We start from the raw sequence: 23,950 nt of genomic DNA on the forward strand, positions 1-23,950 counted from the left end.
CGAGTCACCCGTCCATGAACGGGCCCGGCGTATGTCGCGCTCATCAGGCGTCAATCGATCACGGTCACCGGCCGGATATCGGACGGGATCTGCAGACGCGCGCGCAGCGCGCGCGTGACCTCGATCCGCCCGTCGTCGGCGACCCGCAGCGCGTGGTCGATATCGTAGCGCCGGGTGTATGCGCGCCAATCGTCGCCTGCGATGAAAGGGGACTTGCTGGTCGCGTCCGACCAGGTCCCGGCCTTGTCGCGCGGCGTGATCAGCACCGTCAGCGACTGCGTGCCGGTCGCCGGCTGTCCGGTGCGCGGATCGAGCAGATGGGCGTAGCGCTTGCCGTCCAGTTCGAAGTAGCGCTGATAATCCCCCGATGTGCCGATCGCCTCGCCATCGTACAACGGCAGCGTCGCCAGCGGACGCGGCTCGCGCGGATGCTGGATGCCCAGGCGCCATGGCGTGCCGCCCTTGCTACCGAGCGCCATCACGTTGCCGCCGATGTTCACCAGCGCATTCTCCATGCCCTGCGCGCGCAGGATCGCAACCGCGCGGTCCAGCGCGTAGCCCTTCGCATAGCCACCGAGGTCGATCTGCACCGCCGGATTGCGACTGCTGACCCGATTGCCGTCGATGACCAGATCGTCCATGCGCGGATTCGCGTCGAGCAGTGCGCGCACCGCGTCCGGATCCGGGCGGACCGGCTCGAACTCCTCGGCGTGAAATCCCCACAACGCGATCAGCCCGCCCAGCGCCGGGTCGAACAGATGGTCGCCATCCATCGCGATCCGACGCGCATCGTCGAGCAGCGCCGCCAGTTCGTCCGACACGTCGGCCGGGTCGCCGCGTGCGAGCGCATCGTTCAGCGCGGTCAGTTCCGAGGGCTGCCAGGCATGAAAGGCATGATGCAGGCGGTCGAACTCGTGGAGCACCGCCGCCATCGCGGCGCTGGCCTGCTCATGTGACGTGCCGTAGATGGTGAGATCCACGCGGGTGCCGAAGACATAGGCCTCCTGATGGAACAGCTGCGGCCGCGAGCAGGCGGCGACCGAAACCAGCAGGGCCAGCAACAGCAACGCGCGGAGCGCGCCGCCGAACACCGCGGCACCGGTCATGCGCAGCTCTGCTCGATCTTGTCGATGAACAGCGCAGCCACCGAGAAGCCGGTCTGCGCGCCGATCTCGACGAAGCAGGTCGGGCTGGTGACGTTGATTTCGGTCAGATGTCCGCCGATCACGTCGAGTCCCACCACCATCAGGCCGCGCGCCCACAGCGTCGGTGCGACATGCGCGGCGATCTCGCGTTCGCGCCCGGTCAGCAGCATCGCGACGCCGCGTCCGCCCGCGGCGAGGTTGCCGCGCGTCTCGCCGGCCTTGGGGATGCGCGCGAGCGAATAGGGCACGACTTCACCGCCGATGATCAGCACCCGCTTGTCGCCCTCGGCGATGTCGGCGAGATAGCGCTGCGCCATGATCGTGCGCGCGCCCTCGTGCGTCAGGGTTTCGAGGATCACGTTGCGGTTCGGATCGTCTGCACGGACGCGGAAGATCTGGCTGCCGCCCATGCCGTCCAGCGGTTTCAGCACCACATCGCCGAGCGCGTCGATGAAGCGCTGGACCTCCGCCGGGTCGCGCGCGACAAGCGTGGTCGGCATGAACTGCGGAAACTCGGTGATCGCGAGCTTTTCGGAATGGTCACGGATCGCGCGCGGATCGTTGAACACGCGCGCGCCATCCGCAGCGGCCCGCTCGAGCAGCCAGGTGGCCGTGATGTACTCAAAATCGAAGGGCGGATCCTGGCGCATGATCACGGCGTCGAACGCGGTCAGAGGCTGGTATGCCGGCGTGCCCGGCTCTGACCACGCCGCGTCGTCCGCACCGATGCGCAGCGGCACGGCCCGGGCGCCGACCACGCCGTCGTTCCAGGACAGGGTTTCGCGCTGGATCGCATGGACGAGATGACCGCGTCGCGCCGCCTCGCGCATCATCGCGATGCTGGAGTCCTTGTAGGCCTTGAGGCCGGCGAGCGGGTCGAGAATGAACGCGAGCTCGAGTCGTGTGGTCATCGTCATGCCCCTGTCTTCGTTGAGTACTGCACCACCGGATCTGCCGCGCCGGAGACGGGCGGAAGGAATGCCCGGAACGCCACGGGCAGCGGCGAGTTCTCCAGGCTGCGCTGCGTGAACAGGTGGCGGCCGTCGCACACGAAGCCCAGGTCGGCCCAGTCCACGGCGTTCAGCGCATCGCGCAGTCGCGTCGGATCGACCGCCGGATCATGCGGAAACACGGCCAGCACCGCACCATCGTAATGCGTGCAGGGGTGTACGAAGAACGGTTCGGTCGCCCGGGTCTTGCCATTCACATAGACCCGCGGCCTGTCCGACTGGTAGTAACCCCGGCCCCACTGCCACCAGTTGCTGTCGTCGAAGCGACGGATGCGTCGCGCGATCAGGCGCGCCCGATAAGCGATCAGCGCTTGCGGCGGCGCCTCGCCGGGTTCGCACCAGATCATGCGCCGTGTCCGGCCGGTCTTCACCGTCGACGAGCAGACGAAATCACGATTGCCCTGCACATCGTCCGCATAGATCTCGTCGGCCCCCGATACCGCGCCGACCTTGACGAAGGCGATGTCGGACAGGCGCAGCGGGTAATCCCCGCGCGCGAACATCAGATGTCCGGCGAACTCGACCAGATACCGCGTCTCCCATTGCGGGTCGGCCAGGGATTCGCGCAGATTGCGCGACACCCCGACCTCGGCGTGGCGGACGCTGCGATCCCGGCAGTCCTTCTCGAAGCGCCAGATCAGGCAGTTCGGAACCGCGTCGTCGAACACCCGGGCGTCGCCGAGTTCGATCGCGTCGGTGATCGAACCCTGTTCGTACAGCAGCCGATTGAGCCTGACCGCCGACGTCGCCTTCATGAAGTCACGCGGCGTGATGAAGATCAGTTCGCCCCCTGGGGCGAGGTGGCGCAGACACTTCTCGATGAAGAACAGATACAGATTGGAGCGACCGTCGAACAGGTTTGAACGCAGCCGCTTGCGCGTGTCCGCCGGAATATCCTGAAAGCGCACATAGGGCGGATTGCCGATGATGGTGTCGAAGCGCTCGCGCTCCGGATAGGCGAAGAAATCGATGTTGCGCGCGCCGGGAGGACAGTGGGTCGGATCGATCTCGACGCCGACTGCACCGGGCAGCGCGCGCAGGAATGCCCCGTCGCCACAGGCAGGTTCGAGCACGCGGCCGCCATTGCGCCGGAGTGCCAGCATCGCCTGCACGACCGGCTCCGGCGTGAAGATCTGCCCGAAAGCCGCGACGTCGAACAGCCGAAAGGGAATCTGCGCAGGGTTATGGGTCACCAGATCCATGGCGTTGAGCAAGCGGAGGAAAGCCGGCATTCTAGCGCGTGCCGTCGGACGGCGGATGAAACTGCGCGCTGGCGATGCGCCGGCGTCCGCCCGGGCCGGAAGGAATTGGTGATGACGGACCGGAGTGCGTCATGCAGCCCGGCTCCGGCTGCACCGTCTCAAACCCTTCACGGGTCGATCGATGGATCATTGGCCGCAACCTGGATGATACCGCCCTGCGCCAGGGCATCGATCTCGTCGTCCGCGTATCCGCTTTCATGCAGCACGTTGCGGGTATCCGCGCCGATCGCCGGACCGAGCGACACGACCCCGCCCGGGGTCGCCGACAGCTTGGGCACGATACCCGGCATCTTGAGTTCGGCGCCATCGGCGAGTCGTGCCGACAGGATCATGTCGCGCGCACGATACTGCGCGTCCTCGGCGATGTCCGCGATACTGTAGATCTTGCCGTGCGGCACATCCGCGGCCCGGAGCACCGACATCACGTCGGTCGCGTCGCGCGCGGCGCACCATTCGCCGATCACACCGTCGATCACATCGGCCGCAGGCGCACGCCCGGCGTTGGTCGCGTAGCGTGGATCCTCGCCCACGTCGCGCCGCCCGATCGCGTCCATCAGACGCCTGAAGATGCCGTCGCCGTTGGCCGCGATGATCATGTTCACGCCGTCGCGCGACACATAGGTGTTGGACGGAACGATGCCAGTCAGGTTGCTGCCGGTGCGTTCGCGCACCTCGCCGAACATCGCGTATTCGGGCAATGCACATTCCATCATGTTGAACACCGATTCGTACAGCGCGACATCGACCACCTGCCCCTTGCCGCCGTTCGCCTCGCGGTGACGCAAGGCCATCATCGCACCGATCACCGCATGCAGGCCGGCGACCGAGTCGCCTATCGACAGGTTGAGCCGTACCGGCGGCCGGTCCGGATACCCGGTCACATAGCGCAGCCCGCCCATGGACTCGCCGATCGCGCCGAACCCCGGCTGGTCACGCATCGGTCCGGTCTGCCCGAAACCGGACACGCGCACCATGATCAGGCCGGGGTTGTGTTCGGACAGAGCCTCGTAACCCAGGCCCCACTTCTCCATCGTGCCGGGCCTGAAGTTCTCGACCACGATATCGGCCTCGTCCGCGAGACGACGCACGATCTGCTGCCCTTCGGGCTGCCGCAGGTCGATCGCGACCGAACGCTTGTTGCGCGCCTGCACATACCACCACAGCGACGTGCCGTGATGCAGCTTGCGCCAGGCGCGCAGCGGATCGCCACTGCCCGGTGGCTCGATCTTGATGACTTCGGCACCAAACTCGCCCAACAGCCGCGCGGCAAAGGGCCCCGCGATCAGTTGACCGAGTTCGAGCACCCGGATCCCGTGCAGAGGCGGCTTCATCTGGTGTCTCCTTGAATTGAATCGGCTCGGACGCTCAATTCGCGGCGCCGGTCTCCATGATCAGTTCGACCCGCCGGTTGGTCGCACGGCCTTCGGCGCTGTCGTTCGGCGATAGCGGCCGGGTGTCGGCATAGCCGGTCGCGCGCAGGCGATACGAGGCCACACCATTGCCCTCCAGGTAGCGGACCACGCTGGTCGCGCGCCCGGTGGACAACTCCCAGTTGGACGGGAAGCGCTCGGTCTGGATCGGCACGTCGTCGGTATGGCCCTCGACCGCAATCCGGTGGTCGGTCGCGTTCAACACCCCGCTCAGGCGGTCCAGCACGGCGAGGCCCTGCGGGCTCAGTTGCGCCTGGCCGGACGGAAACAGGATTTCGTTGCTGATGCGGAAGCTGATCGTGCCTTCGGTGACCAGCACTTCGATGTCGTCGCCGAGCATGTCCAGAGGCAGACCCGCGAGCGGATCTTCCTTGACGACGCGCTCCGCGACCACTTCCTCGGGCTCGGGCGCAGGCGCCGGCAATGCGTCCAGGATGCCGGGCATGCCCTGCAACACGCTGTGGGTCGCCGGATGCGGCTCGGGCAGCGGGTCGGGCAGCCACACGCCGATGTCCCGGTCGGAAAACGCGAGCAACACGATCAACATGACCAGCAGCAGCGTCATCACGTCCAGATAGACCAGCAGCCAGCTTTCCTGCTCCTGATCGGCGGGCGGCTCGACATGCCAGGTAGCGTAGCGCCCGACGCGGCTCACGCGCGCCCTCTCCAGGGGCTCAGCCACGGCGCCCCGCTGCACCCGGCGCCGCAGCGGCACGTCCACCCGGCTTCTTCCGGGCCTTGCCGGCGTCGTCGATCTCGTCTTCGTAATGCGCCATGAAGGACTTGAGCGTCTCGCGCATCAGCGCCGGACTCTGTTTCTGGCACATCATCGAGATTCCCTGCAGCACCATGTTCATCAGCACCACACGCTGCTCGGTGCGTCGTTCGAGCTTGACCGCGACCGGCTTGAGCAGCAGATTCGCGAGCAGGATGCCGTAGAAGGTCGTCATCAGAGCGACCGCCATGTGGCGACCGATGACCTCGAGGTCGCCTCCCTCCAGGATGTACATCAGGTTGATCAGCCCGACCAGTGTGCCGATCATGCCGAACGCCGGTGCGAAGCTCGCCATCACGCGAAACAGCTGCGCCTCCGCATGTTCGCGCGCGCGCAGCCTCGAGATGCGCCACTGCAGCAGGTCGAGGATGTCTTCCTCGGGGGTCAGATCGATGACCAGTTGCACACCGGTACGCAGGAAAGGATTGGTCACCCGTTTCAGCGCCTGCTCGACCGCGCGCACGTCGCCCTGCATCCACAGACGGGAGATCTGAATCAGCTCTTCCATGTCGCGCTGGGTATACAGGCGCTCGTTGCGCAACACCGTCTTGATCAGCCCGAAGATCCGCAGGACCTCGCTCAGCGGATAGCTGATGAAGGTCGCCGCGAGGGTGCCACCGACCACGATCGCAAGGCCGGGCAGATTGACGAAGGCCGACGGCTCCTCGGCGGCGAACACGAGCACGATCGCCAGCATGGCGATGCCGGCGGCCATGCCGATCAGGGTGGAGGGATTCATCTCACGGGATCCGCAAAAATTTGAATCTGTGCTGCTTTGCCAACACAATGGTAACCCAGCACAACCCCCATGCACCGAGCCATGAAGCGATTTCAAGCGCAGCAGCATTCTCCGGCGAGCGATCCCGAACTGGCACTGCCGGCCTGGGCGGACCGGTATCGCAGGATTCGCACCGACTCCGAGAATCTGTGCGTGCCGCTGTGCGTGGAAGACTACGTGATCCAGACGGCCGAAGAGGCCAGCCCGGCGAAGTGGCATCTCGCCCATGTCAGCTGGTTCTTCGAAACCTTCATCCTGAGCGAGTATCTGCCCGGCTACGCGCCCTACGACAAGCGCTTCCGGGCGCTGTTCAATTCCTACTATGAACAGGTCGGCGAGTTCCACCCGCGGCAGGCACGCGGCTTCCTGTCGCGCCCGACCGTGCAGGAAGTCTACCGATACCGCGCACATGTGGACGAACACATGCTCGCGCTTCTGTCAGACCGGCGCGATCGACCCTGGCACGAGATCGTCGAACGGCTCGAAATCGGTATGAATCACGAACAGCAGCACCAGGAACTGCTGCTGACCGACATCAAGCGCAATTTCAGCGTCAACCCGCTGCGGCCGACCTATCGGGTGGATCTGCCCGTCCCGCCCGCCGGCGCCCGCCCGACGCTCGAATGGCTGGATTGTCCGGGCGGGTTGATCGACAGCGGCCACGACGGATCGGGCTTCTCCTTCGACAACGAGCGGCCGGCGCACAAGATTTTCCAGCAGCCGTATCGATTCGCGTCGCGCCTGGTCACCAATGGCGAGTACCTGGCTTTCATCGAGGCGGGGGGCTACCGCAATCCGGCCTTGTGGCTGTCCGACGGCTGGGCGATGGTCAAGCGGGCCGGATGGCGCAGTCCGCTTTACTGGGAGCGCATCGGCGGCGAATGGTGGCAGTTCACGCTGGCCGGCCTGCGCCGGCTCAACCCGGACGAACCGGTGTGCCATGTCAGCCATTTCGAAGCGGACGCCTATGCGACCTGGGCCGGTCGGAGGCTGCCAACCGAGGCCGAGTGGGAAGCGGTCGCACGCGGAGTGGTCTATGGAGCGAGCGACGAGGACATCCCGGAAGGCGGCACAGAGCAAGTGAAGCGCACCGCACCGCCGGGCAATCTGCGCGACGCCGGCTATCTGCAGCCGGTGGTCGCCCAGCCGGGCGCCGGCCCCCTGCAACTCTTCGGCGACGTGTGGGAGCACACCGCGTCCGCCTATTTGCCCTACCCAGGATTTCGCCGGGCGGAGGGCGCGATCGGCGAGTACAATGGCAAGTTCATGTCGGGCCAGATGGTGCTGCGCGGCGGTTCCTGCGTGACGCCTGCCGATCACATACGGGCGACCTACCGGAACTTCTTTTATCCGCACGAGCGCTGGCAGTTCCAGGGCATCCGCCTGGCCGAGGACACGGAATGAACGCACACACCGATACCCGTCCGCCCAATTGTCAGCTCCACGACCTGAGCCCATCGGTCGAGGATTTCAGGACCGCAGTGGTCGCCGGACTGAGCCGCCGGCCGCGCAGCCTGTCGCCGAAGTTCTTCTATGACGAACAGGGATCGACACTGTTCGACGCGATCACCCGGCTGCCCGAGTACTATCCGACCCGAACCGAGATCGGCCTGCTGCGCCAGCACGGCGGCGAGATCGCGGCGTGGCTGGGCCATGGCACGCTGCTGATCGAGTTCGGCAGCGGCAGCGAGGTGAAGATCTCGACCCTGCTGGACGCGCTCCGTCCGGCCGTGTATATGCCGATCGACATCTCGCGCGAACACCTGTGGCATTCCGCCGTGTCGATTGCGCGCGGCCACCCTGCGCTGGAGGTCCATGCGCTGTGCGCCGACTACACCCGACCGTTCAGCCTGCCGGAGCGCCTGCCCGGCCTGCCGCGCGCCGGTTTCTACCCGGGTTCGAGCATCGGCAACTTCGACCCCGGAAGCGCGGTGCAACTACTGGGCGGCATCGCGGAGTTGCTGGGGCCCGGAGGCCGAATGCTGGTCGGCGTCGACCTGAAGAAGGATGCGGCCCGCCTCCACGCCGCGTACAACGATGCGCAGGGCGTCACCGCGCGCTTCAACCTGAACCTGCTGCGACGCATGCGTGACGAGCTCGGCGCGCAGCTCGAACCCGACGGCTTCAGTCATCATGCGTTCTACAATGCAGCGCAGGGACGCATCGAGATGCATCTGGTCGCGACCCGAAGCCAGACCATCGTGATCGGAGACCATCGCTTCGCCTTCGAAGCCGATGAGGGTATCCACACCGAGAACTCTTACAAATACTCGATCGCCGAGTTCCAGGCACTCGCGGCCGAGGCCGGTTTCGAAAGCGTCCGGACATGGCAGGACGAGCAGGCCTTGTTCAGCCTCCACGGACTGGAGGTGGCCGGGCCATCCGCCGGTCGAGCTCCGGGAGGCAGTCCTCCCAGCGCACCGGCGCCCCGCTCGCGAGCCTGAGTACGATAGACGCCTCGTCGTCGGTCGGAGGCTCCAATTGCGCACGCTGCACCTCGAGCACGTCCGGGCCGGCCTCGGACACATCCGTGCCCGACTGCGCCCGCGCCGTCACCCGCTCGCGCAGCAAGCCGATCGGCGCATCGAAGGACAGGATCACGAACGGCACCCCCCGCTCGGCCGCCAGCTTGCGGAACGGCGCCCGACGACGCGCCGCGAGAAACGTCGCATCCACCAGCGCCGAACGCTGCGCCCCGATCACGATGCCGGCCAGTTCGGCCAGGCGCGCATAGGTCGCGTCCCCCGCCGAAGCGGTGTAGATCCCACCGTCCGGCGGGGACGACGACCGCGCGTCGGCGGTCAGTCCGAACAGGCGTTTGCGCTCGACATCCGAGCGCAAACGAATCAGGCCGCGCGCCTCGATCAGTCCGAGCGACTGGCTGCTCTTTCCCGACCCGGACAGACCGCAGGCGATGAACAGCGCGGTCGGCTCGCGACGGCTGCAGGACTCCGCCAGATGCAGGTAGCGGGCGATCTCGGCGTGACAGGCCGTCCGCGCATCGCGGTCGAGTTGCCCGAGGCGGATCGCGGCGACCTTGGCGCGCACCATCGCGCGGTAGGCGACGTAGAAGGACAGCACCTGGAGACCGGCGTAGTCGCCGGTGTGCTCAAGATACGCGTTCAGAAAGCGATTCGCCAGACCGTTCTCGCCGCGCGCCTGCAGATCCATGACCAGAAAGCCGGCATCCGCGATCACGTCGATCCAGCGCAGCTGCGGGTTGAACTCGATGCCATCGAACAGGCACGGCCCGGACTCGAGCATCACGATGTTGCCCAGATGCAGGTCGCCATGACATTCGCGCACGCGACCGTCCGCCAGACGTCGCTCGAACACGTCCGCGAGGCGGACGAACTCGGCCTCGCTCCATGCCTCGATGCGCGACAGCCGCTCGAGCAGGTCGGGTTCGTCGATCCGCTCGCGAAGCTGCTCGAAGTTCTGCCGCACCGGGAACCGTACGGCCCCGGCATCACCGAAACCTGCGCCCGGGCGCGCCACTGCGGCCGATGCATGGAATGCGGCAACATGCGAGGCGATGCCATCGACGTCCTCGGCCGTCAAAAGACCGTGCTCGAGCCGACTGCTCAGCAGGGCGGTCTGATCGAAGCGCCGCATCCTGACCGCATACTCGAGCACCGGTCCGGCTCCGCCGACGCGAGGCGTCACACCTGGCGCCGCGATCGGCACGACGTCGACATACACATCCGGCGCGGTGCGGCGATTCAGGCGCACCTCGTCCTCGCAGGCGACACGCCGGCGCTCGAGCGTGCTGTAGTCGAGGAAACCGAGGTCGAGCGGTTTCTTCAGCTTGTACGCAAAATCGCCGGCCAGCAGGATCCACGACACGTGGGTCTCGATGCACTCGATCGACTCCACGCGGTGCGGATAAGTGACCGGGTCGAGCAGATCCCGGATCAGCGCATTCTCTGTGTGATTCAAGTTCGGGCCCCGTTTTCGCTCGGGCACGGCCGAAGCAGCCATCCCGCAGCGATCGATCGAAGGTCGGCCAGGCAGGTTCCGCCTTTTGCGACGACTCGCAACAGATGGTAGTTTAGCGCCGACGGCATGACCCGCACGCATCGAACACCCTTTTCCGGAGCCCCGCATGAACACACCCCGCAGCGACACGCCCGATCGAAATGCCGCGCCCCGGCGAGAACCGGCCGCCACCCAGGCGCGCGTGATCGCCGCCGTGGTCGGGAGCCTGTTCCTGGTGCTCATTCTCGGTTTCGTCGCGATGGTCTTCTTCGTGCAGGACGAGGTACGCCTGAATCCGGTCGGGCCGATCGCGCCGGCACCGGGCGCCGAGCGCGGCGGGCTGGTATTTCGCGGAACCGCTAACATCTGGGATGTACGCGGCCGCATGACAGTGGACGCGCAACGCAACGTCCGATTCGATTTCGACCTGGTAGGCCCGACCGGCCAGCCAGCGCCGGCGTCGCTGGAACTGAGGCTCAGCCTGGACATGCCCGAACATGACATGGCCGCACGCGCACTTGCGCTGACCCGCACCGGAGTCGGCAGCTATGTCGCGACCGCCAGTGCGCTGCAACCGGGCCGCTGGCGCCTCAGGATGGACTTTCCCGAGATAGACGGCGTCTTCCTGTTCGACATCGACGACTGACCGCTTCGGCCGCACCGCGCCGGAAGGGACGGCTCACGAAGCGGCAGGAACAGGCGCCGATTTGGACGACGAGGGCGTTTCAGTTCCGGCCGATCGCGCGACGCAGCAGCAGCGCGACTTCCGGCACCCGTGCCCGCTCATCGAGCACGACGCCGACCGCGCCCCCATCGTGCGGCATGCACAGCACGGTCAGCGTCTTTCCCTGCACGTTGGCCTGATGGAAATCGCCACCGTCGCGCGCGCCGGGCAGCAGCTTGGCCACCCGCATGAAGGTGCCGAGCACGGTCGTCAGGGATTCGACCTCACGGCCCTCCCAAAGGACGATCTCGCCGGTTGCGGAGCAGCGCGCCAGACCAAGCACGCTGGGGGCCTGCAGGATTTGCTTGAAGTCGATACTGGGATCCTTCACGGTCGTCTCCGTCTATGTTTGCTGTGCTCGAGCTAGGCACTATGCGTGCCAGTTTTGTCGCGCGCGGCCGAATCGACTGCGTGGGGGGCACCCGAGGGGGCATCAGTCGGCATCCATGCGCTGTCTGGGACCGGACAGGCGTCGTGTCGACCGCTCGAGCCGTCGCGCTGGCGCGCTGCGCACGGTCGATGCGCGCACGACACGCACTGCGACGGTGCGCGACACTCGGCCACATCCCGATCAGGTGCAAGGGCTGAACCGAATGGTTCCGCAATGGACAAACGAATGACTGCAATGGGGGCGGAAGCGACACTCGCCCGCCGGCCCGATCGGGGTGGCGCCCCCACACGCCCGGCAGACCCGACTTCACGCAACCGGATTCGACATGAAATGGTTCCTGCGCGGCCTGATCGCCGTCCTGGTCATCTTCTTTCTCCCGCTGGGCTATGCGGTTACCGCGCATTACGCCGAGGGCGAACGCGCGTCCGACTGGCGCACCGCGCGGCGCGACAGCGCCGGCATCGCACCGGATCCGGCCGTGACCCGGGAGGCGGTGATCCAGGTCTATGCGGCCCGGGCGTTCCGCTGGCGGGGGGCCTTCGGCGTGCATACCTGGATCGCGGTCAAGCCGCAGGACGCGGACGGGTTCGTCCGTATGGAGGTGGTCGGTTTCGGCGTCGCACGGGGCGGACGCGCGGTCCGCGTGCAGGCGGGCGTACCGGACGGTTACTGGTACGGTGCGCCCCCGATGCTGCTACGGGAGCTTCGCGGCGGCGACGACGTCGATGCCCTGATCGAACGCCTGTTCGCGGCCGCGGCCGACTACCCGTACGACGATCGGTATCGGGTCTGGCCCGGCCCGAACAGCAACACCTTCGTCGCGCACCTCGGCCGCGCGGCGCCGGAACTCAGCCTGGACCTGCCGTCGACCGCGATCGGCAAGGACTACCTGCCCGGTGGCGCGATGCTGGCACGCGCACCGAGCGGCGGTGGCATACAGGTCTCGCTCAATGGCCTGTTCGGTGTCACGGTCGCGCCCGAGGAGGGGCTCGAGTTCAATCTGCTCGGCCTGAGTGCCGGCCTCGACCTGAACCCGCCGGCGATCAAGCTGCCCGGTATCGGGCGCCTCGGCTGGCCGGAGGAACCCGGGATGCCCCGCGCGACCGTCGCGGCCCACGACTGATCGTGCGCCGGCCAACGGAAGGCGGTGCCGCAGCCTAGGAGGCTGTAACAGCCTCCCAACCCCGACCGCGGTTACGATTACATTAAGTTATCACCTCCATCCTTTAAATTCATTTCTTTAATTGTGCGGCGCACCGTAACATGGTTCCTGTCTGAACGACACGTTCAACACCTTTCCCAACTCAAGCACAGGAAAAACAGCCATGAGCACAATCATCAACACCGAAGTCAAGCCCTTCAGCGCCACCGCCTTCTACGATGGCAAGTTCATTCCGGTGACCGAGGAGAACCTCAAGGGTGCCTGGTCGGTGGTGTTCTTCTACCCGGCCGACTTCACCTTCGTCTGCCCCACCGAGCTGGGTGACCTGGCCGACAACTACGCCGAGTTCCACAAGCTGGGTGTCGAGATCTACGCGGTGTCCACCGACACACATTTCACGCACAAGGCCTGGCACGACAGTTCCGAGACCATCGGCAAGATCCAGTACCCGATGATCGGCGACCCGACCGGCACAATCACCCGCAACTTCGGCGTGATGATCGAGGAAGCAGGGCTGGCCGAGCGCGGCACCTTCGTGATCGATCCGGACGGCAAGATCCAGATCGTCGAGATCAACGCCGGCGGCATCGGCCGCGACGCGTCCGAGCTGCTGCGCAAGGTCAAGGCGGCCCAGTACGTCGCGTCCCACCCGGGCGAAGTCTGCCCGGCCAAGTGGCAGGAAGGCGACGCCACGCTGGCGCCGTCCCTCGACCTCGTCGGCAAGATCTGATCGAGCCCGCGTGACCGCCCGGCACACCACGTGCCGGGCCTGTCGAGCAGAGCGCGCGAACCGCCCCAGGCGGTTCATCCAGGAGCGTCGCCCGGGCCATAGGCTCGACCGGCGCTGCTGAATGAATCGATGACCGTATCGATCCACACGAACCCTGCCGAATATCCGATCGCTCAAAGGAGTCAGCCATGCTTGACGCAAACATGAAGTCACAACTCAAGAGTCTGCTCGAAAGAATCAATCAACCGGTCGAACTGGTCGCCTTCATCGACGACCAGCAAAAGTCGGCCGAGATGCTCGTGCTGCTGAAGGACATCGACGGCCTTTCCGACAAGGTCAGCCTGATCGAAGGCCGCAGCACCGCAGGCGAACGCGTGCCGTCGTTCTCGGTCAGCCGGGTCGGCACCGACATGGGCATCCGCTTCGCCGGCCTGCCGATGGGCCACGAGTTCACGTCGCTGGTACTCGCGCTGCTGCAGGCCGGCGGCTATCCGCCCAAGGTAAGCGCGGCCGACATCGAAGCGATCGAGGCACTCGATGCGGATCTGGCGTTCGAGACCTACATCTCGCTGTCGTGCCACAACTGCCCGGACGTGGTGCAGGCACTGAACCTGATGTCGGTGCTGAACCCGCGCATCCGCCATACGATGATCGACGGCGCACTGTTCCAGGCGGAAGTGTCCGGGAAGAACATCATGGCGGTGCCCACCGTGTTGCTCAATGGCGAAGCCTTCGGCCAGGGGCGCATGACGCTCGAGGAAATCCTGGCCAAGGTCGATACCGGTGCGGCCGCGCGCGACGCGGACAGGCTCGCGGACAAGGACCCGTTCGACGTGCTGATCGTCGGCGGCGGCCCGGCCGGCGCAGCCGCCGCGATCTACGCGGCGCGCAAGGGCATCGCCACCGGCATCGTCGCCGAGCGCTTCGGCGGTCAGGTCATGGACACGATGGCGATCGAGAACTTTATCTCGGTGAAGGAGACCGAGGGGCCGAAGCTGGTCGCCGCGCTCGAGGAGCATGTCAGGTCCTACGAGGTCGACGTCATGAACCTGCAGCGTGCCGAGGCGGTGAAACCGGCCGTCAGGCCCGGCGGATACGCGGAAGTCACGCTTGCGAATGGCGCAGTGCTGAAGAGCCGCACCGTGATCCTCGCCACCGGCGCACGCTGGCGCGAACTGAAGGTGCCGGGTGAGCTGGAATACCGGGGCCGCGGCGTGGCCTACTGCCCGCATTGCGACGGCCCACTGTTCAAGGGCAAGCATGTCGCCGTGGTCGGCGGTGGGAACTCCGGCGTCGAGGCGGCGATCGATCTGGCCGGCATCGTCGGCAAGGTCACGCTGCTCGAATTCGACGCCAAGCTTCGCGCCGATGCGGTGCTGCAGGCCAGACTGCGCAGCCTGCCGAACGTGACCATCGTCACGCAGGCCCAGACCACCGAAGTGACCGGCGACGGGCAGCGTGTGAACGGCCTGCGCTACACCGACCGCGCCACCGGCGCCACACGCGAAATAGCGCTCGAAGGGGTGTTCGTGCAAATCGGCCTGCTGCCCAACACCGACTTTCTGCAGGGCACGCTCGAACTGTCCCGCTTCGGCGAAGTCGTCGTCGATGCCCGGGGCCAGACCTCGGCGCCGGGCATCTTCGCCGCCGGTGACTGCACCACCGTGCCTTACAAGCAGATCATCATCGCGATGGGGGAAGGCAGCAAGGCCGCACTGTCGGCCTTCGACCACCTGATCCGCAGCGCACCGGAAACCGCGGCCAGCGAAGCGGTAGCGGCCTGAGCGCAGCAGTGCGCGGGGGCCGATCCGGGATCGGCCGGCGTCGATATGCCCCGCATCCGGCTGGTCCGGGTGCGGGGCACGCGCGTGATCACGACGGATGACCGCGCCAGTGGCCGTGCCGGCGCGACGCCAGCACGCCGGACAACAGTCGCAACAGCGCGGCGATCAGCAGCAGTCCGGTCGCGAGGCTCGCCCAGATGCTCAGCACCAGCAGCAACCACATGCCTTCCGGCACGCTGGCTGGCATGCTCGCCGCCAGCTGGAAGGCGAGCGGCAGGCAGATCAGCGAAAGGCTATATACGATTGCGGAGAAGGCCGGAACCGGCGAGGCGGCGGACCGCGCAACGGCGTGAAGTCGGGTCATGATGTGTGCGCTCCTGTCGGGTATCGAGGGTCGCAGTGTGCAGCCCCCTGTGGCTCACCGGATGAGCCCGGGTTTGCGTAAAATCGATCGCGACACCCGCAGCGGACTTCCGACATGAGCCAGACCGAACGCCTGTATCGCATCGTGCGCGTGCTGGAGGACGCCCACCATCCGGTTCCGCTCGATCATTTTCTGAGCACGCTGGAGATCTCGCGCGCCACCTTCAAACGCGATCTCGACTATCTGCGCGACCGGCTCGGTGCACCGATCGCGTGGCGGCGCGGCGATGGCGACGAACCGGCGGGCTACGTGCTGGAGGGGTGCGCGGGCCCGGATGCGGGCACCCGATACGGCATCCGCGGCATGTGGTTCAACCCGTCCGAGATCCACGCACTGCTGATGATGCAGCGACTGGCGGCCGGCATGGAGCCGGGTCTGGTGTCCGGCCGGATCGATGGGCTGATGACCCGGATCTCGCTGATGCTCGGCTCGGCCGCAGACGATCCGCGCGACGTCGCCAGGCGTTTTCGAATCCTGCATTCGGCCAGCCGCCGCAGCGCGCCTGCGCATTTCGACACCATCGCGCAGGCCACGATGAAGCGTCGGCGGCTCGACCTGCAATACTTCACCCGCGGCCGCAACGACACCTCGCAACGTGCCGTATCGCCGCAGCAACTGCTGCACTACCGTGAGAACTGGTACCTCCTGGGCTGGTGCCACAGGGCTGGCGGATTGCGCACCTTTGCGCTGGATGCGGTGCTGGAGGCGACGGCAACGAACAGACCGGCTCGCGACATCGACGACGATGTGCTGCAGGAGGCGGTCGGCCCGGTGTTCGGCATCTTCACCGGCGAGGTCACCGCGCACGCCGAACTGCACTTTTCAGCCAGCGTCGCCGCCTGGGTCGGCAAGGAGGTCTGGCACCCGGATCAGCGACTGAGGCTGGAGGACGATGGCACGATCAGGCTGTTCGTCCCGTACGCCGATCCGCGTGAACTGCTGATGGAGATTCTGCGCTACGGACCGGACGTCGAGGTCATCGCGCCGATCGAACTGCGCGAACAGCTCGCAGCGCGGCTGCGTGCCGCGATCTCACACTACGATGTGCCGACCGGATGAACCGCATCGCATTGCATGTTCCATACCGGCCCGTACTGGGGCATGATCTAGCCCTTGCATCGCACCGACCACCGTCGCCAACGCACACCGGCTTGCGATCGGCCCGTCCGCTCAGGTCACGCGCCGAGTCGTCACCGAGCAATGCATGAGTGACACCCGGGCCATTCGCGACGCGCGCAGCCAACGTACGAAATCAAGGGGAGTATCACAGCATGACCGAGCAGACCAAATACCTGTTGCCCGAGAACCGCATTCCGAAAGTCTGGTACAACATTCAGGCAGACCTGCCCAAGCCGCTGCCGCCGGTCCTGCATCCGGGCACGCTGAAACCGATCGGCCCGGACGACCTGGCACCGCTGTTCCCGATGGAGCTGATCCTGCAGGAGGTCACCACCGAGCGCGAGGTCGACATCCCCGAACCGGTGCGCGACATCTACAAGCTGTGGCGCCCAGCGCCGCTGTTCCGCGCTCATCGCCTCGAGAAGGTGCTCGGCACGCCGGCCAAGATCTTCTACAAGTACGAAGGCGTGAGCCCTGCCGGCAGCCACAAGCCCAACACCGCGATCCCGCAGGCCTTCTACAACCAGCAGGTCGGCGTGAAGCGGCTGACCACCGAAACCGGCGCCGGCCAGTGGGGCACCTCGCTGTCCTTCGCCGGCAGTGTGTTCGGGCTGGACGTCACGGTGTTCCAGGTGCGCGTGTCCTATGACCAGAAGCCCTATCGCCGTGCAGTCATGGAAACCTATGGCGCACGCTGCGTCGCGTCGCCGTCGAACGAGACCGAGTACGGCCGTTCGGTGCTCGCGCAACGCCCGGATCACCCCGGCAGCCTGGGCATCGCGATCTCCGAGGCGGTCGAGATCGCGGCGCAGAACGAGGACACCAAGTACGCGCTGGGCTCGGTGCTGAACCATGTGCTGCTGCATCAGACCATCATCGGCATCGAATCGATGGAGCAGCTCGAGATGGCCGATGTCTATCCTGACGTCGTGGTCGGCTGCACCGGTGGCGGTTCCAACTTTGCCGGCATCGCGTTCCCGTTCATCGGCGCCGGCCTGCGCGGCGGGGCCAAACCGCGCATCGTCGCGGTCGAGCCATCGGCCTGCCCGTCGCTGACCCGCGGCAAGTACGCCTACGATTTTGGCGACACTGCCCACATGACGCCGCTGACCAAGATGCACACGCTGGGCTCGACCTTCACGCCGCCCGGATTTCACGCCGGCGGCCTGCGCTACCACGGCATGGCGCCGCTGGTGTCGCATCTGAAGGAACTCGGCCTGATGGAGGCGGTGGCCTACAATCAGACCGAATGCTTCGCGGCCGGCGTATTGTTCGCGCGCCACGAAGGCATCGTGCCCGCGCCCGAGGCCAACCATGCGGTCAAGGGCGCGATCGAGGAAGCGCTGCGCTGCAAGCGCGAGGGCAAGGCCGAGGTGATCCTGTTCAATCTGTGCGGCCACGGTCACTTCGACATGGCGGCCTACACGAACTACTTCTCCGGCAACCTCAGGGACGAGCAGTACGACGAGGCCGAACTCGCGATGGCGCTGTCGGGCCTGCCGGGCGTGTCCGAACCGGCCTGAAGCGACCCGGAGAACATCATGACCGATGCCGTGGACCTGTCCCGCCCTGCCGACAAGGCGGGGCTGATCTACCCCTTCGACTCGCCGCCCGCGGCCGGCCAGCTTCAGACGGTCGCGCCCGGCGTGCTGTGGATGCGCATGCCGCTGCCGTTCGCGCTCGACCATATCAACCTGTGGGCGATCGAGGACGGCGAAGGCTGGGCGGTCGTCGATACCGGCATCCGCAACGAGACCACGACCGCTCACTGGCGCGAACTTTTCGCCAACGCACCGGATCAGCGCTCGATCAGCCGCGTGTTCGTAACCCACATGCATCCCGACCACATCGGCATGGCCGGCTGGCTGACCCGCAAGTTCGACTGCCGCCTGTGGATGACGCGCCTCGAATACCTGAGCTGCCGGGTGCTGACGTCGGACACCGGCCGCGAGGCACCGGACGACGCGGTCGCATTCTTTCGCCGCGCCGGATGGGGCGATGCGGCGATCGAGACCTACCGCGCCCGCTTCGGCAACTTCGGCAAACACATCTACTGCCTCCCCGACAGCTATCGCCGTCTGCGCGACGGCGAGGAGATCGTGATCGGCACGCATGTGTGGCGCATCATCGTCGGCCATGGACATTCTCCGGAACACGCCTGCCTGTACTGTGCGGACCTGAAGGTGCTGATCTCGGGCGACCAGGTCCTGCCCCGGATCTCGTCCAACGTGTCGGTCTATCCGACCGAGCCGGACGCGAATCCGATGGCCGACTGGTTCGAGTCGCTCGCCAAGATCGAGCGCGAGGTACCGGACGACGTGCTGGTACTGCCGTCGCACAACGAATGCTTTCGCGGCCTGCATGCCCGGCTGCGCATGCTGCGCGCGAGCCAGGAACGCACTTTCGAGCGGCTGCGCGCCAGGCTGGACCAGCCGCGACGCGCGGTCGACGTGTTCGACGCGCTGTTCACGCGCAAGATCACCGAGGCCGGCGATCACATGCTGCTCGGTATGGCCACCGGTGAAAGCCTGGCCTGCCTGAACTACCTTATCGAAGCCGGTGAAGTCGGCGTCGAGACGGATGCCGACGGCGTCAACTGGTATCACCTGCGGCAAGACGGGTAATGCACACCGGCGTCCCGCCCTGCGCGTGATCCGCGCTGCGAGCTGCACGCGCGTTCCATTCGTGCGCCCGCGCACCGCCCCGTATCGACTGACGGACGAATGACCCGACGCGTGGCCGGGTTTATATCCGATCAATTTAGTCGACTATTGACCGCGGCTTCGGCTAGAGTTCACCCATGCCCTTCCCGTGCGTTCGATCAGGAGACACCCATGCCGAACCGCCTGGCCGCCGAGACCTCGCCCTATCTGCTTCAGCATGCCGACAACCCGGTCGAATGGTGGCCGTGGTGCGAGGACGCGCTGTCGCTCGCGCGGCAGCTCGATAAGCCCATCCTGCTGTCGATCGGCTATTCCGCCTGCCACTGGTGCCATGTGATGGCGCATGAATCCTTCGAGGATCCGGACGTGGCGGCGTTGATGAATCGACTCTTCGTCAATATCAAGGTCGATCGCGAGGAGCGCCCGGATCTGGACCAGATCTACCAGACGGCGCACCAGATGCTCGCGCAGCGCAGCGGCGGCTGGCCGCTGACGATGTTCCTGACCCCTGACGGCACGCCGTTCTTCGGCGGCACCTATTTCCCGAAACAGGCGCGCTACGGCCTGCCTGGTTTTGCCAGCCTGCTCGAGCAGATCGCCGCCGCCTACGCGGGCAAACGCCGCGAGATCGAGGAGCACAACGCCGCCGTGCGGGCCGCACTGGCGCGCGCCGCCAGTATTGGCGGGGGCACGCACCATTCGGACTTCGGTCCCCAGCCGATCGCCAAGCTGCGCGACCTGCTGTCGGCGAACTTCGACGTCCGCTTCGGCGGTTTCGGCGGCGCGCCTAAGTTTCCGCACCCGACCGATCTGGAATTCCTGCTGCACCGCCATCGCAGCACAGGTGACGGCCACGCCCGCGACATGGCGCTCGACACGCTGACCCGCATGGCCGAGGGCGGGCTGTTCGACCAGCTCGGCGGCGGATTCTGCCGCTACAGCACCGACGACCGCTGGCAGATCCCGCACTTCGAGAAGATGCTTTACGACAACGGGCCGCTGCTCGCGCTGTACGCGGACGCATGGCAGATCAGTGGGGATCCGCTGTTCCGGAGGGTGGTCGAGGACACCGCCGCATGGGTGATGCGCGAGATGCAGTCCGCCGAGGGCGGTTACGTTGCAGCGCTGGACGCCGACTCGGAAGGCGAGGAGGGTCGCTTCTATGCGTGGGATCGCGACGAGATCCGCGCGCTGCTGACCCCGGACGCATTCGCGGTGGCGGAACGCCATTACGGCCTGGATGCGCCGCCGAATTTCGAGCACCGGCACTGGCATCTGGTCGTGTCCCGCCCCCTCGACCAGGTCGCGAACGAACTGGGCATTCGGCCCGACGACGCGGCCAGGCTGCTCGCCGACGCGCGAGCGCTGCTATTCGAGGAACGGGCGGCACGGATCCGTCCCGGCCGGGACGACAAGATCCTGACCAGCTGGAACGGCCTGATGATCGCCGGCATGATGCATGCGGCACGCGTCTTCCGCCGTGCAGACTGGGCGGAATCGGCACGGCGCGCGATCGACTTCATCCGGGATCGCCACTGGCGCGACGGGCGGCTGTACGCAACCAGCACCGGCGGCGATGGTCGTCTCAACGCCTATCTGGACGATCACGCGTTCATGATCGGCGGCCTGATCGAAGCGCTGCAGACCCGGTTCACGCCCGGGGACCTTGCGTTCGCCGAGGACCTGGCCGATGAACTGCTCGAACAGTTCGAGGACCGTGCTGCGGGCGGCTTCTTCTTCACCCGGCACGACCACGAGGCATTGATCCAGCGTCCCAAGCCGCTGCACGACAACGCCACCGCATCCGGCAATGGCGTCGCGATCCGGACGCTCGCACGGCTCGGCCATGTGACCGGGGAACTACGCTACCACGATGCCGCCGAGCGCGGCCTGCAGGCCTTCTATGGCGCGCTCGCCGGAAACCCGGGCGGATGCGCTGGCCTTGCGCTCGCGCTGGCAGAACACCTCGTCCCACCGGCGCTGGTGATCGTGCGCGGCAAGGCCGACGATCTGATCGCATGGCAGCAGGAACTGGCCGGCATGCATCTGCCGGATACACTGTCGTTCGCCCTGCCGCCCGGCATCGCCCACCTGCCGCCGGTGCTGGACAAGCCGGTCGACGCGGACGTCACCGCCTGGGTATGCCGCGGCACCCAGTGCCTGGCACCGGTCCACTCGCTGCATGCGCTGACCGGGCTGCTCGCAACCCCGGCCTGATCGCAGGTACGGGACCGGGCAGGTGCCACTCACCAGGGCAGTGGCTCGCCGTTCGAGTGCCAGAAGCTGCCGCTGTGCTGCAGGCTCAGCGCGTCGATACGGGCGACGAGACGCTCGGCCGACTGATGCGCGGTGATGTCGCCGGCGAAACCGACCATGCGCGTCTGCACGAAACCCGGATGCAGCAGCGCCACCGCCACGCCGCGTGGCGCGAGATCGCGCGCCAGACTCACGCCGGCAGCATTCAGCGCTGCCTTGCTCATCCGGTAGCCGTAATAGGCGCCGGACCCGTTGTCGCTCATCGACCCCATGCGGCTGGTGATCATCGCGACCTTCGCACCCTGGCCCAGATTCGGCAGCAAGGCCTGCGTCACGCGCAACGGACCGAGCGCATTCACCTGGAACTGACGCAGGACGGCATCGAAATCGATGTCGCCGAGCGCGTCGGCGCTCAACACGCCGGCATTGTTGATCAGCACGTCGATCGTGCGGCCCTGCAGTGCCGTGGCCAGACGCTGACCCGCATCGGCCTGCGACACATCCACACCGTCGATGACTTCGACACCGAGCGCCGCCAGAGCGTCTGACGGCTCGCGACAGACCGCGATCACGGCGTCGCCGCGTTCGCGATAGATCTTGCACAATTCCAGCCCGATGCCACGACTGGCGCCGGTCACGAGTACGCTTGCCATGTGGTCCCGCCCTCCATGATTTGAAATGATCCGGTCGACGTCGGGCAGCACGGCTGCGGGCTCGCCCAAACGACGGCAACGAAGAATGCATGCTTATGATCGTCGATGTAAGACTACCATGTAGCCCACCGCGTGGCGGCGACCCCCGTCGCCGGCGCCGAGCCACCGGTTCGGCACGGTCACGTCGCGAACGATACAATCACCTCAGTCGCCCTCAGGATGAACGCATGAACAACGAAACCGGCACACCCGAACCACCCGTCCTGCCGGCGGTCGAGATCGAGACCCGCCCGAATCCGACCCATGCAGTGATCTGGCTGCATGGCCTCGGTGCCGACGGGCACGACTTCGAACCGGTGGTGGACGCATTCGACATCCAACGCCTGCCGGCGACGCGTTTCGTGTTTCCGCACGCACCGGTGCGACCGGTCACGATCAACGGCGGTTATCGCATGCGTGCCTGGTATGACCTGGTCACCACCGATTTCTCACAGCGGCGCGAGGATCCGGACGGCGTGCGCGAATCGGCCGGACTGGCCCGCGCGCTGATAGCGCGCGAGAACACACGCGGTATCCCCGATGCGCACATCGTGCTCGCCGGGTTCTCCCAGGGCGGCGCGATCGCACTGCACGCCGGCTTGCGCCACCCACGCCGGCTCGCCGGCATTCTCGCGCTATCGACCTATCTGCCGCTGGCCGACACGCTCGCCGACGAGGCCGCCGCAGCCAACCATGACACGCCTATCTTCATGGCGCATGGCGAAGGCGACACCGTGATCCCGTTCGGATTCGCCGAGAAATCCTTTCGCCGTCTGCGCGATCACGGTCTCGCGATCGAATGGCATCCCTACTTCGCCGAACACACGCTGGTGCTCGAGGAGGTGCGCGACATCGAGTCGTGGCTCGCGCGCGTGCTGCGCGACATCACGCCTTGAAGCCAAATACCTGCAATGCTGCGCACGAATCACGCGCAGTCCTGTCGAACCGACGCCACCGAAAAGAACCCATACGAACCCGGACCGACAAACACATGCCGAGTAAACTGCTGATTGGCCTCACCCTTGTATTGGTATCCACCGCCTCGATCGCGCAGGGCATGAGATCCATAGACGGATGCAACATCCGGCGCGGCGCCTTCTGCGTCAACATGAATCTGCATGGCGCAGACCTGAGCGGCGAGAATCTCGCCAACTCCCAGTTCACGCGCAGCGTGCTGACCAGCACGAATCTGGTCGAAACGAATCTGACCGAAGCGAACCTGAGTCGGGCCAATCTCAATCAGTCCGATCTGAGCCGGGCCGTGCTGAACCGGACCAACTTCGCCGGCGCCACGCTGGTCGAGGCCACGCTGATCGGTGCGACCGCGAACGGCGCGCTGTTTCGCAATTCCAACCTCAGCTCGGCCGACCTCAGCGACGCGGCGCTGACCAACGCCGACATGAACAACGCGCGGCTCGGCGGTGCGACGCTCGACGGGGCCGACCTGCAGCGGGTGAACTTCCGCGCGGCCGACCTGCGCGGCGCGTCGCTGAAAGGCGCAAACCTGCAGGGTGCGATCCTGAGCGGTGCGAACCTGGTGGATGCCGACCTGAGCGGCGCGAACATCGATCAGGCGGTGTTCGACCGCGCGCAGACCACGCGCTGCATCGGCTGCCCCTGACCCACC

Annotated in this window: 22 protein-coding genes; 12 read left to right on the plus strand and 10 right to left on the minus strand. The window is 66.4% G+C overall.

Going from position 1 to position 23,950, the window contains the following annotated elements:
- Window positions 1-50: 50 nt before the first annotated feature.
- The 6 genes from ACKVEX_RS13850 to ACKVEX_RS13875 form a co-directional block, all read right to left on the minus strand.
- A complete protein-coding gene (locus ACKVEX_RS13850; protein ID WP_473216323.1) occupies window positions 51-1,106 on the minus strand; it encodes an FAD:protein FMN transferase in 1,056 nt (351 codons plus the stop codon).
- Window positions 1,103-2,056, minus strand: coding sequence for a glutathione synthase (gene gshB, locus ACKVEX_RS13855; RefSeq protein ID WP_473216378.1), 954 nt, complete (start codon window positions 2,054-2,056; stop codon window positions 1,103-1,105). The genes ACKVEX_RS13850 and gshB overlap by 4 nt, the downstream gene beginning before the upstream one ends.
- 2 nt (window positions 2,057-2,058) lie before the next feature.
- Window positions 2,059-3,357, minus strand: a complete 1,299-nt coding sequence (locus ACKVEX_RS13860; RefSeq protein WP_473216379.1) for an Eco57I restriction-modification methylase domain-containing protein — start codon at window positions 3,355-3,357, stop codon at window positions 2,059-2,061.
- Between the two features lie 167 nt (window positions 3,358-3,524).
- Window positions 3,525-4,748, minus strand: a complete 1,224-nt coding sequence (locus tag ACKVEX_RS13865; protein ID WP_473216324.1) for a CaiB/BaiF CoA transferase family protein — start codon at window positions 4,746-4,748, stop codon at window positions 3,525-3,527.
- Between the two features lie 34 nt (window positions 4,749-4,782).
- Complete coding sequence (locus ACKVEX_RS13870; protein ID WP_473216325.1) at window positions 4,783-5,502, minus strand: OmpA/MotB family protein; 720 nt, start codon at window positions 5,500-5,502, stop codon at window positions 4,783-4,785.
- A 19-nt stretch (window positions 5,503-5,521) separates the two neighbouring features.
- The gene (locus ACKVEX_RS13875; RefSeq protein WP_473216326.1) at window positions 5,522-6,361 is read right to left on the minus strand and encodes a motility protein A; all 840 of its coding nucleotides are present in this window, start codon (window positions 6,359-6,361) and stop codon (window positions 5,522-5,524) included.
- An 81-nt stretch (window positions 6,362-6,442) separates the two neighbouring features.
- Here ACKVEX_RS13875 and egtB point away from each other — a divergent pair, with 81 nt between their 5' ends.
- Complete coding sequence (egtB, locus tag ACKVEX_RS13880) at window positions 6,443-7,804, plus strand: ergothioneine biosynthesis protein EgtB (RefSeq protein WP_473216327.1); 1,362 nt, start codon at window positions 6,443-6,445, stop codon at window positions 7,802-7,804.
- A complete protein-coding gene (gene egtD, locus ACKVEX_RS13885) occupies window positions 7,801-8,844 on the plus strand; it encodes an L-histidine N(alpha)-methyltransferase (protein ID WP_473216328.1) in 1,044 nt (347 codons plus the stop codon). The genes egtB and egtD overlap by 4 nt, the downstream gene beginning before the upstream one ends.
- On the opposite strand, the gene ACKVEX_RS13890 is transcribed toward egtD, so the two are convergent.
- On the minus strand, window positions 8,750-10,339 hold the full coding sequence (locus tag ACKVEX_RS13890) for a bifunctional aminoglycoside phosphotransferase/ATP-binding protein (RefSeq protein WP_473216329.1): 1,590 nt from the start codon (window positions 10,337-10,339) through the stop codon (window positions 8,750-8,752). The genes egtD and ACKVEX_RS13890 overlap by 95 nt on opposite strands.
- A 166-nt stretch (window positions 10,340-10,505) precedes the next feature.
- Between ACKVEX_RS13890 and ACKVEX_RS13895 the strand changes: the two genes are divergently transcribed.
- Window positions 10,506-11,024 carry a FixH family protein gene (locus tag ACKVEX_RS13895; protein WP_473216330.1) on the plus strand — a complete coding sequence of 173 codons (519 nt, stop codon included), beginning with the start codon at window positions 10,506-10,508 and terminating at the stop codon, window positions 11,022-11,024.
- 79 nt (window positions 11,025-11,103) lie between these two features.
- Here ACKVEX_RS13895 and ACKVEX_RS13900 read toward each other — a convergent pair whose 3' ends face one another.
- Complete coding sequence (locus ACKVEX_RS13900; RefSeq protein WP_473216331.1) at window positions 11,104-11,433, minus strand: hypothetical protein; 330 nt, start codon at window positions 11,431-11,433, stop codon at window positions 11,104-11,106.
- 385 nt (window positions 11,434-11,818) lie between these two features.
- Between ACKVEX_RS13900 and ACKVEX_RS13905 the strand changes: the two genes are divergently transcribed.
- The 3 genes from ACKVEX_RS13905 (at window position 11,819) to ahpF (ending at window position 15,169) form a co-directional block, all read left to right on the plus strand.
- Entirely contained in the window at window positions 11,819-12,616 is a 798-nt protein-coding gene (locus ACKVEX_RS13905) for a DUF3750 domain-containing protein (protein ID WP_473216332.1), read from the plus strand.
- A gap of 202 nt (window positions 12,617-12,818) precedes the next feature.
- On the plus strand, window positions 12,819-13,385 hold the full coding sequence (gene ahpC, locus ACKVEX_RS13910) for an alkyl hydroperoxide reductase subunit C (protein ID WP_473216333.1): 567 nt from the start codon (window positions 12,819-12,821) through the stop codon (window positions 13,383-13,385).
- Window positions 13,386-13,573: 188 nt separating this feature from the next.
- Window positions 13,574-15,169: an alkyl hydroperoxide reductase subunit F gene (ahpF, locus tag ACKVEX_RS13915; RefSeq protein WP_473216334.1), complete on the plus strand. Its 1,596-nt coding sequence runs from the start codon at window positions 13,574-13,576 to the stop codon at window positions 15,167-15,169.
- Window positions 15,170-15,257: 88 nt separating this feature from the next.
- On the opposite strand, the gene ACKVEX_RS13920 is transcribed toward ahpF, so the two are convergent.
- A complete protein-coding gene (locus ACKVEX_RS13920) occupies window positions 15,258-15,533 on the minus strand; it encodes a hypothetical protein (RefSeq protein ID WP_473216335.1) in 276 nt (91 codons plus the stop codon).
- A gap of 114 nt (window positions 15,534-15,647) precedes the next feature.
- Here ACKVEX_RS13920 and ACKVEX_RS13925 point away from each other — a divergent pair, with 114 nt between their 5' ends.
- The 4 genes from ACKVEX_RS13925 to ACKVEX_RS13940 all read left to right on the plus strand — a co-directional run bounded on the left by ACKVEX_RS13925 (window position 15,648) and on the right by ACKVEX_RS13940 (window position 21,592).
- Complete coding sequence (locus ACKVEX_RS13925) at window positions 15,648-16,652, plus strand: helix-turn-helix transcriptional regulator (RefSeq protein ID WP_473216336.1); 1,005 nt, start codon at window positions 15,648-15,650, stop codon at window positions 16,650-16,652.
- Window positions 16,653-16,864: 212 nt separating this feature from the next.
- Window positions 16,865-18,235, plus strand: coding sequence for a TrpB-like pyridoxal phosphate-dependent enzyme (locus ACKVEX_RS13930; RefSeq protein WP_473216337.1), 1,371 nt, complete (start codon window positions 16,865-16,867; stop codon window positions 18,233-18,235).
- An 18-nt stretch (window positions 18,236-18,253) separates the two neighbouring features.
- Entirely contained in the window at window positions 18,254-19,336 is a 1,083-nt protein-coding gene (locus ACKVEX_RS13935) for an MBL fold metallo-hydrolase (protein ID WP_473216338.1), read from the plus strand.
- A 210-nt stretch (window positions 19,337-19,546) separates the two neighbouring features.
- The gene (locus ACKVEX_RS13940; protein ID WP_473216339.1) at window positions 19,547-21,592 is read left to right on the plus strand and encodes a thioredoxin domain-containing protein; all 2,046 of its coding nucleotides are present in this window, start codon (window positions 19,547-19,549) and stop codon (window positions 21,590-21,592) included.
- Between the two features lie 29 nt (window positions 21,593-21,621).
- Here the strand turns inward: ACKVEX_RS13940 and ACKVEX_RS13945 are convergent, their stop codons facing one another.
- Window positions 21,622-22,284, minus strand: coding sequence for an SDR family oxidoreductase (locus tag ACKVEX_RS13945; RefSeq protein ID WP_473216340.1), 663 nt, complete (start codon window positions 22,282-22,284; stop codon window positions 21,622-21,624).
- 227 nt (window positions 22,285-22,511) lie between these two features.
- Here ACKVEX_RS13945 and ACKVEX_RS13950 point away from each other — a divergent pair, with 227 nt between their 5' ends.
- Window positions 22,512-23,219: an alpha/beta hydrolase gene (locus ACKVEX_RS13950; RefSeq protein ID WP_473216341.1), complete on the plus strand. Its 708-nt coding sequence runs from the start codon at window positions 22,512-22,514 to the stop codon at window positions 23,217-23,219.
- Between the two features lie 95 nt (window positions 23,220-23,314).
- Window positions 23,315-23,944 carry a pentapeptide repeat-containing protein gene (locus ACKVEX_RS13955; RefSeq protein ID WP_473216342.1) on the plus strand — a complete coding sequence of 210 codons (630 nt, stop codon included), beginning with the start codon at window positions 23,315-23,317 and terminating at the stop codon, window positions 23,942-23,944.
- Window positions 23,945-23,950 lie beyond the last annotated feature (6 nt).

The sequence above is a fragment of the Denitraticella aggregata genome (assembly GCF_048158365.1).
Taxonomy (GTDB): domain Bacteria; phylum Pseudomonadota; class Gammaproteobacteria; order Burkholderiales; family Rhodocyclaceae; genus Azoarcus_F.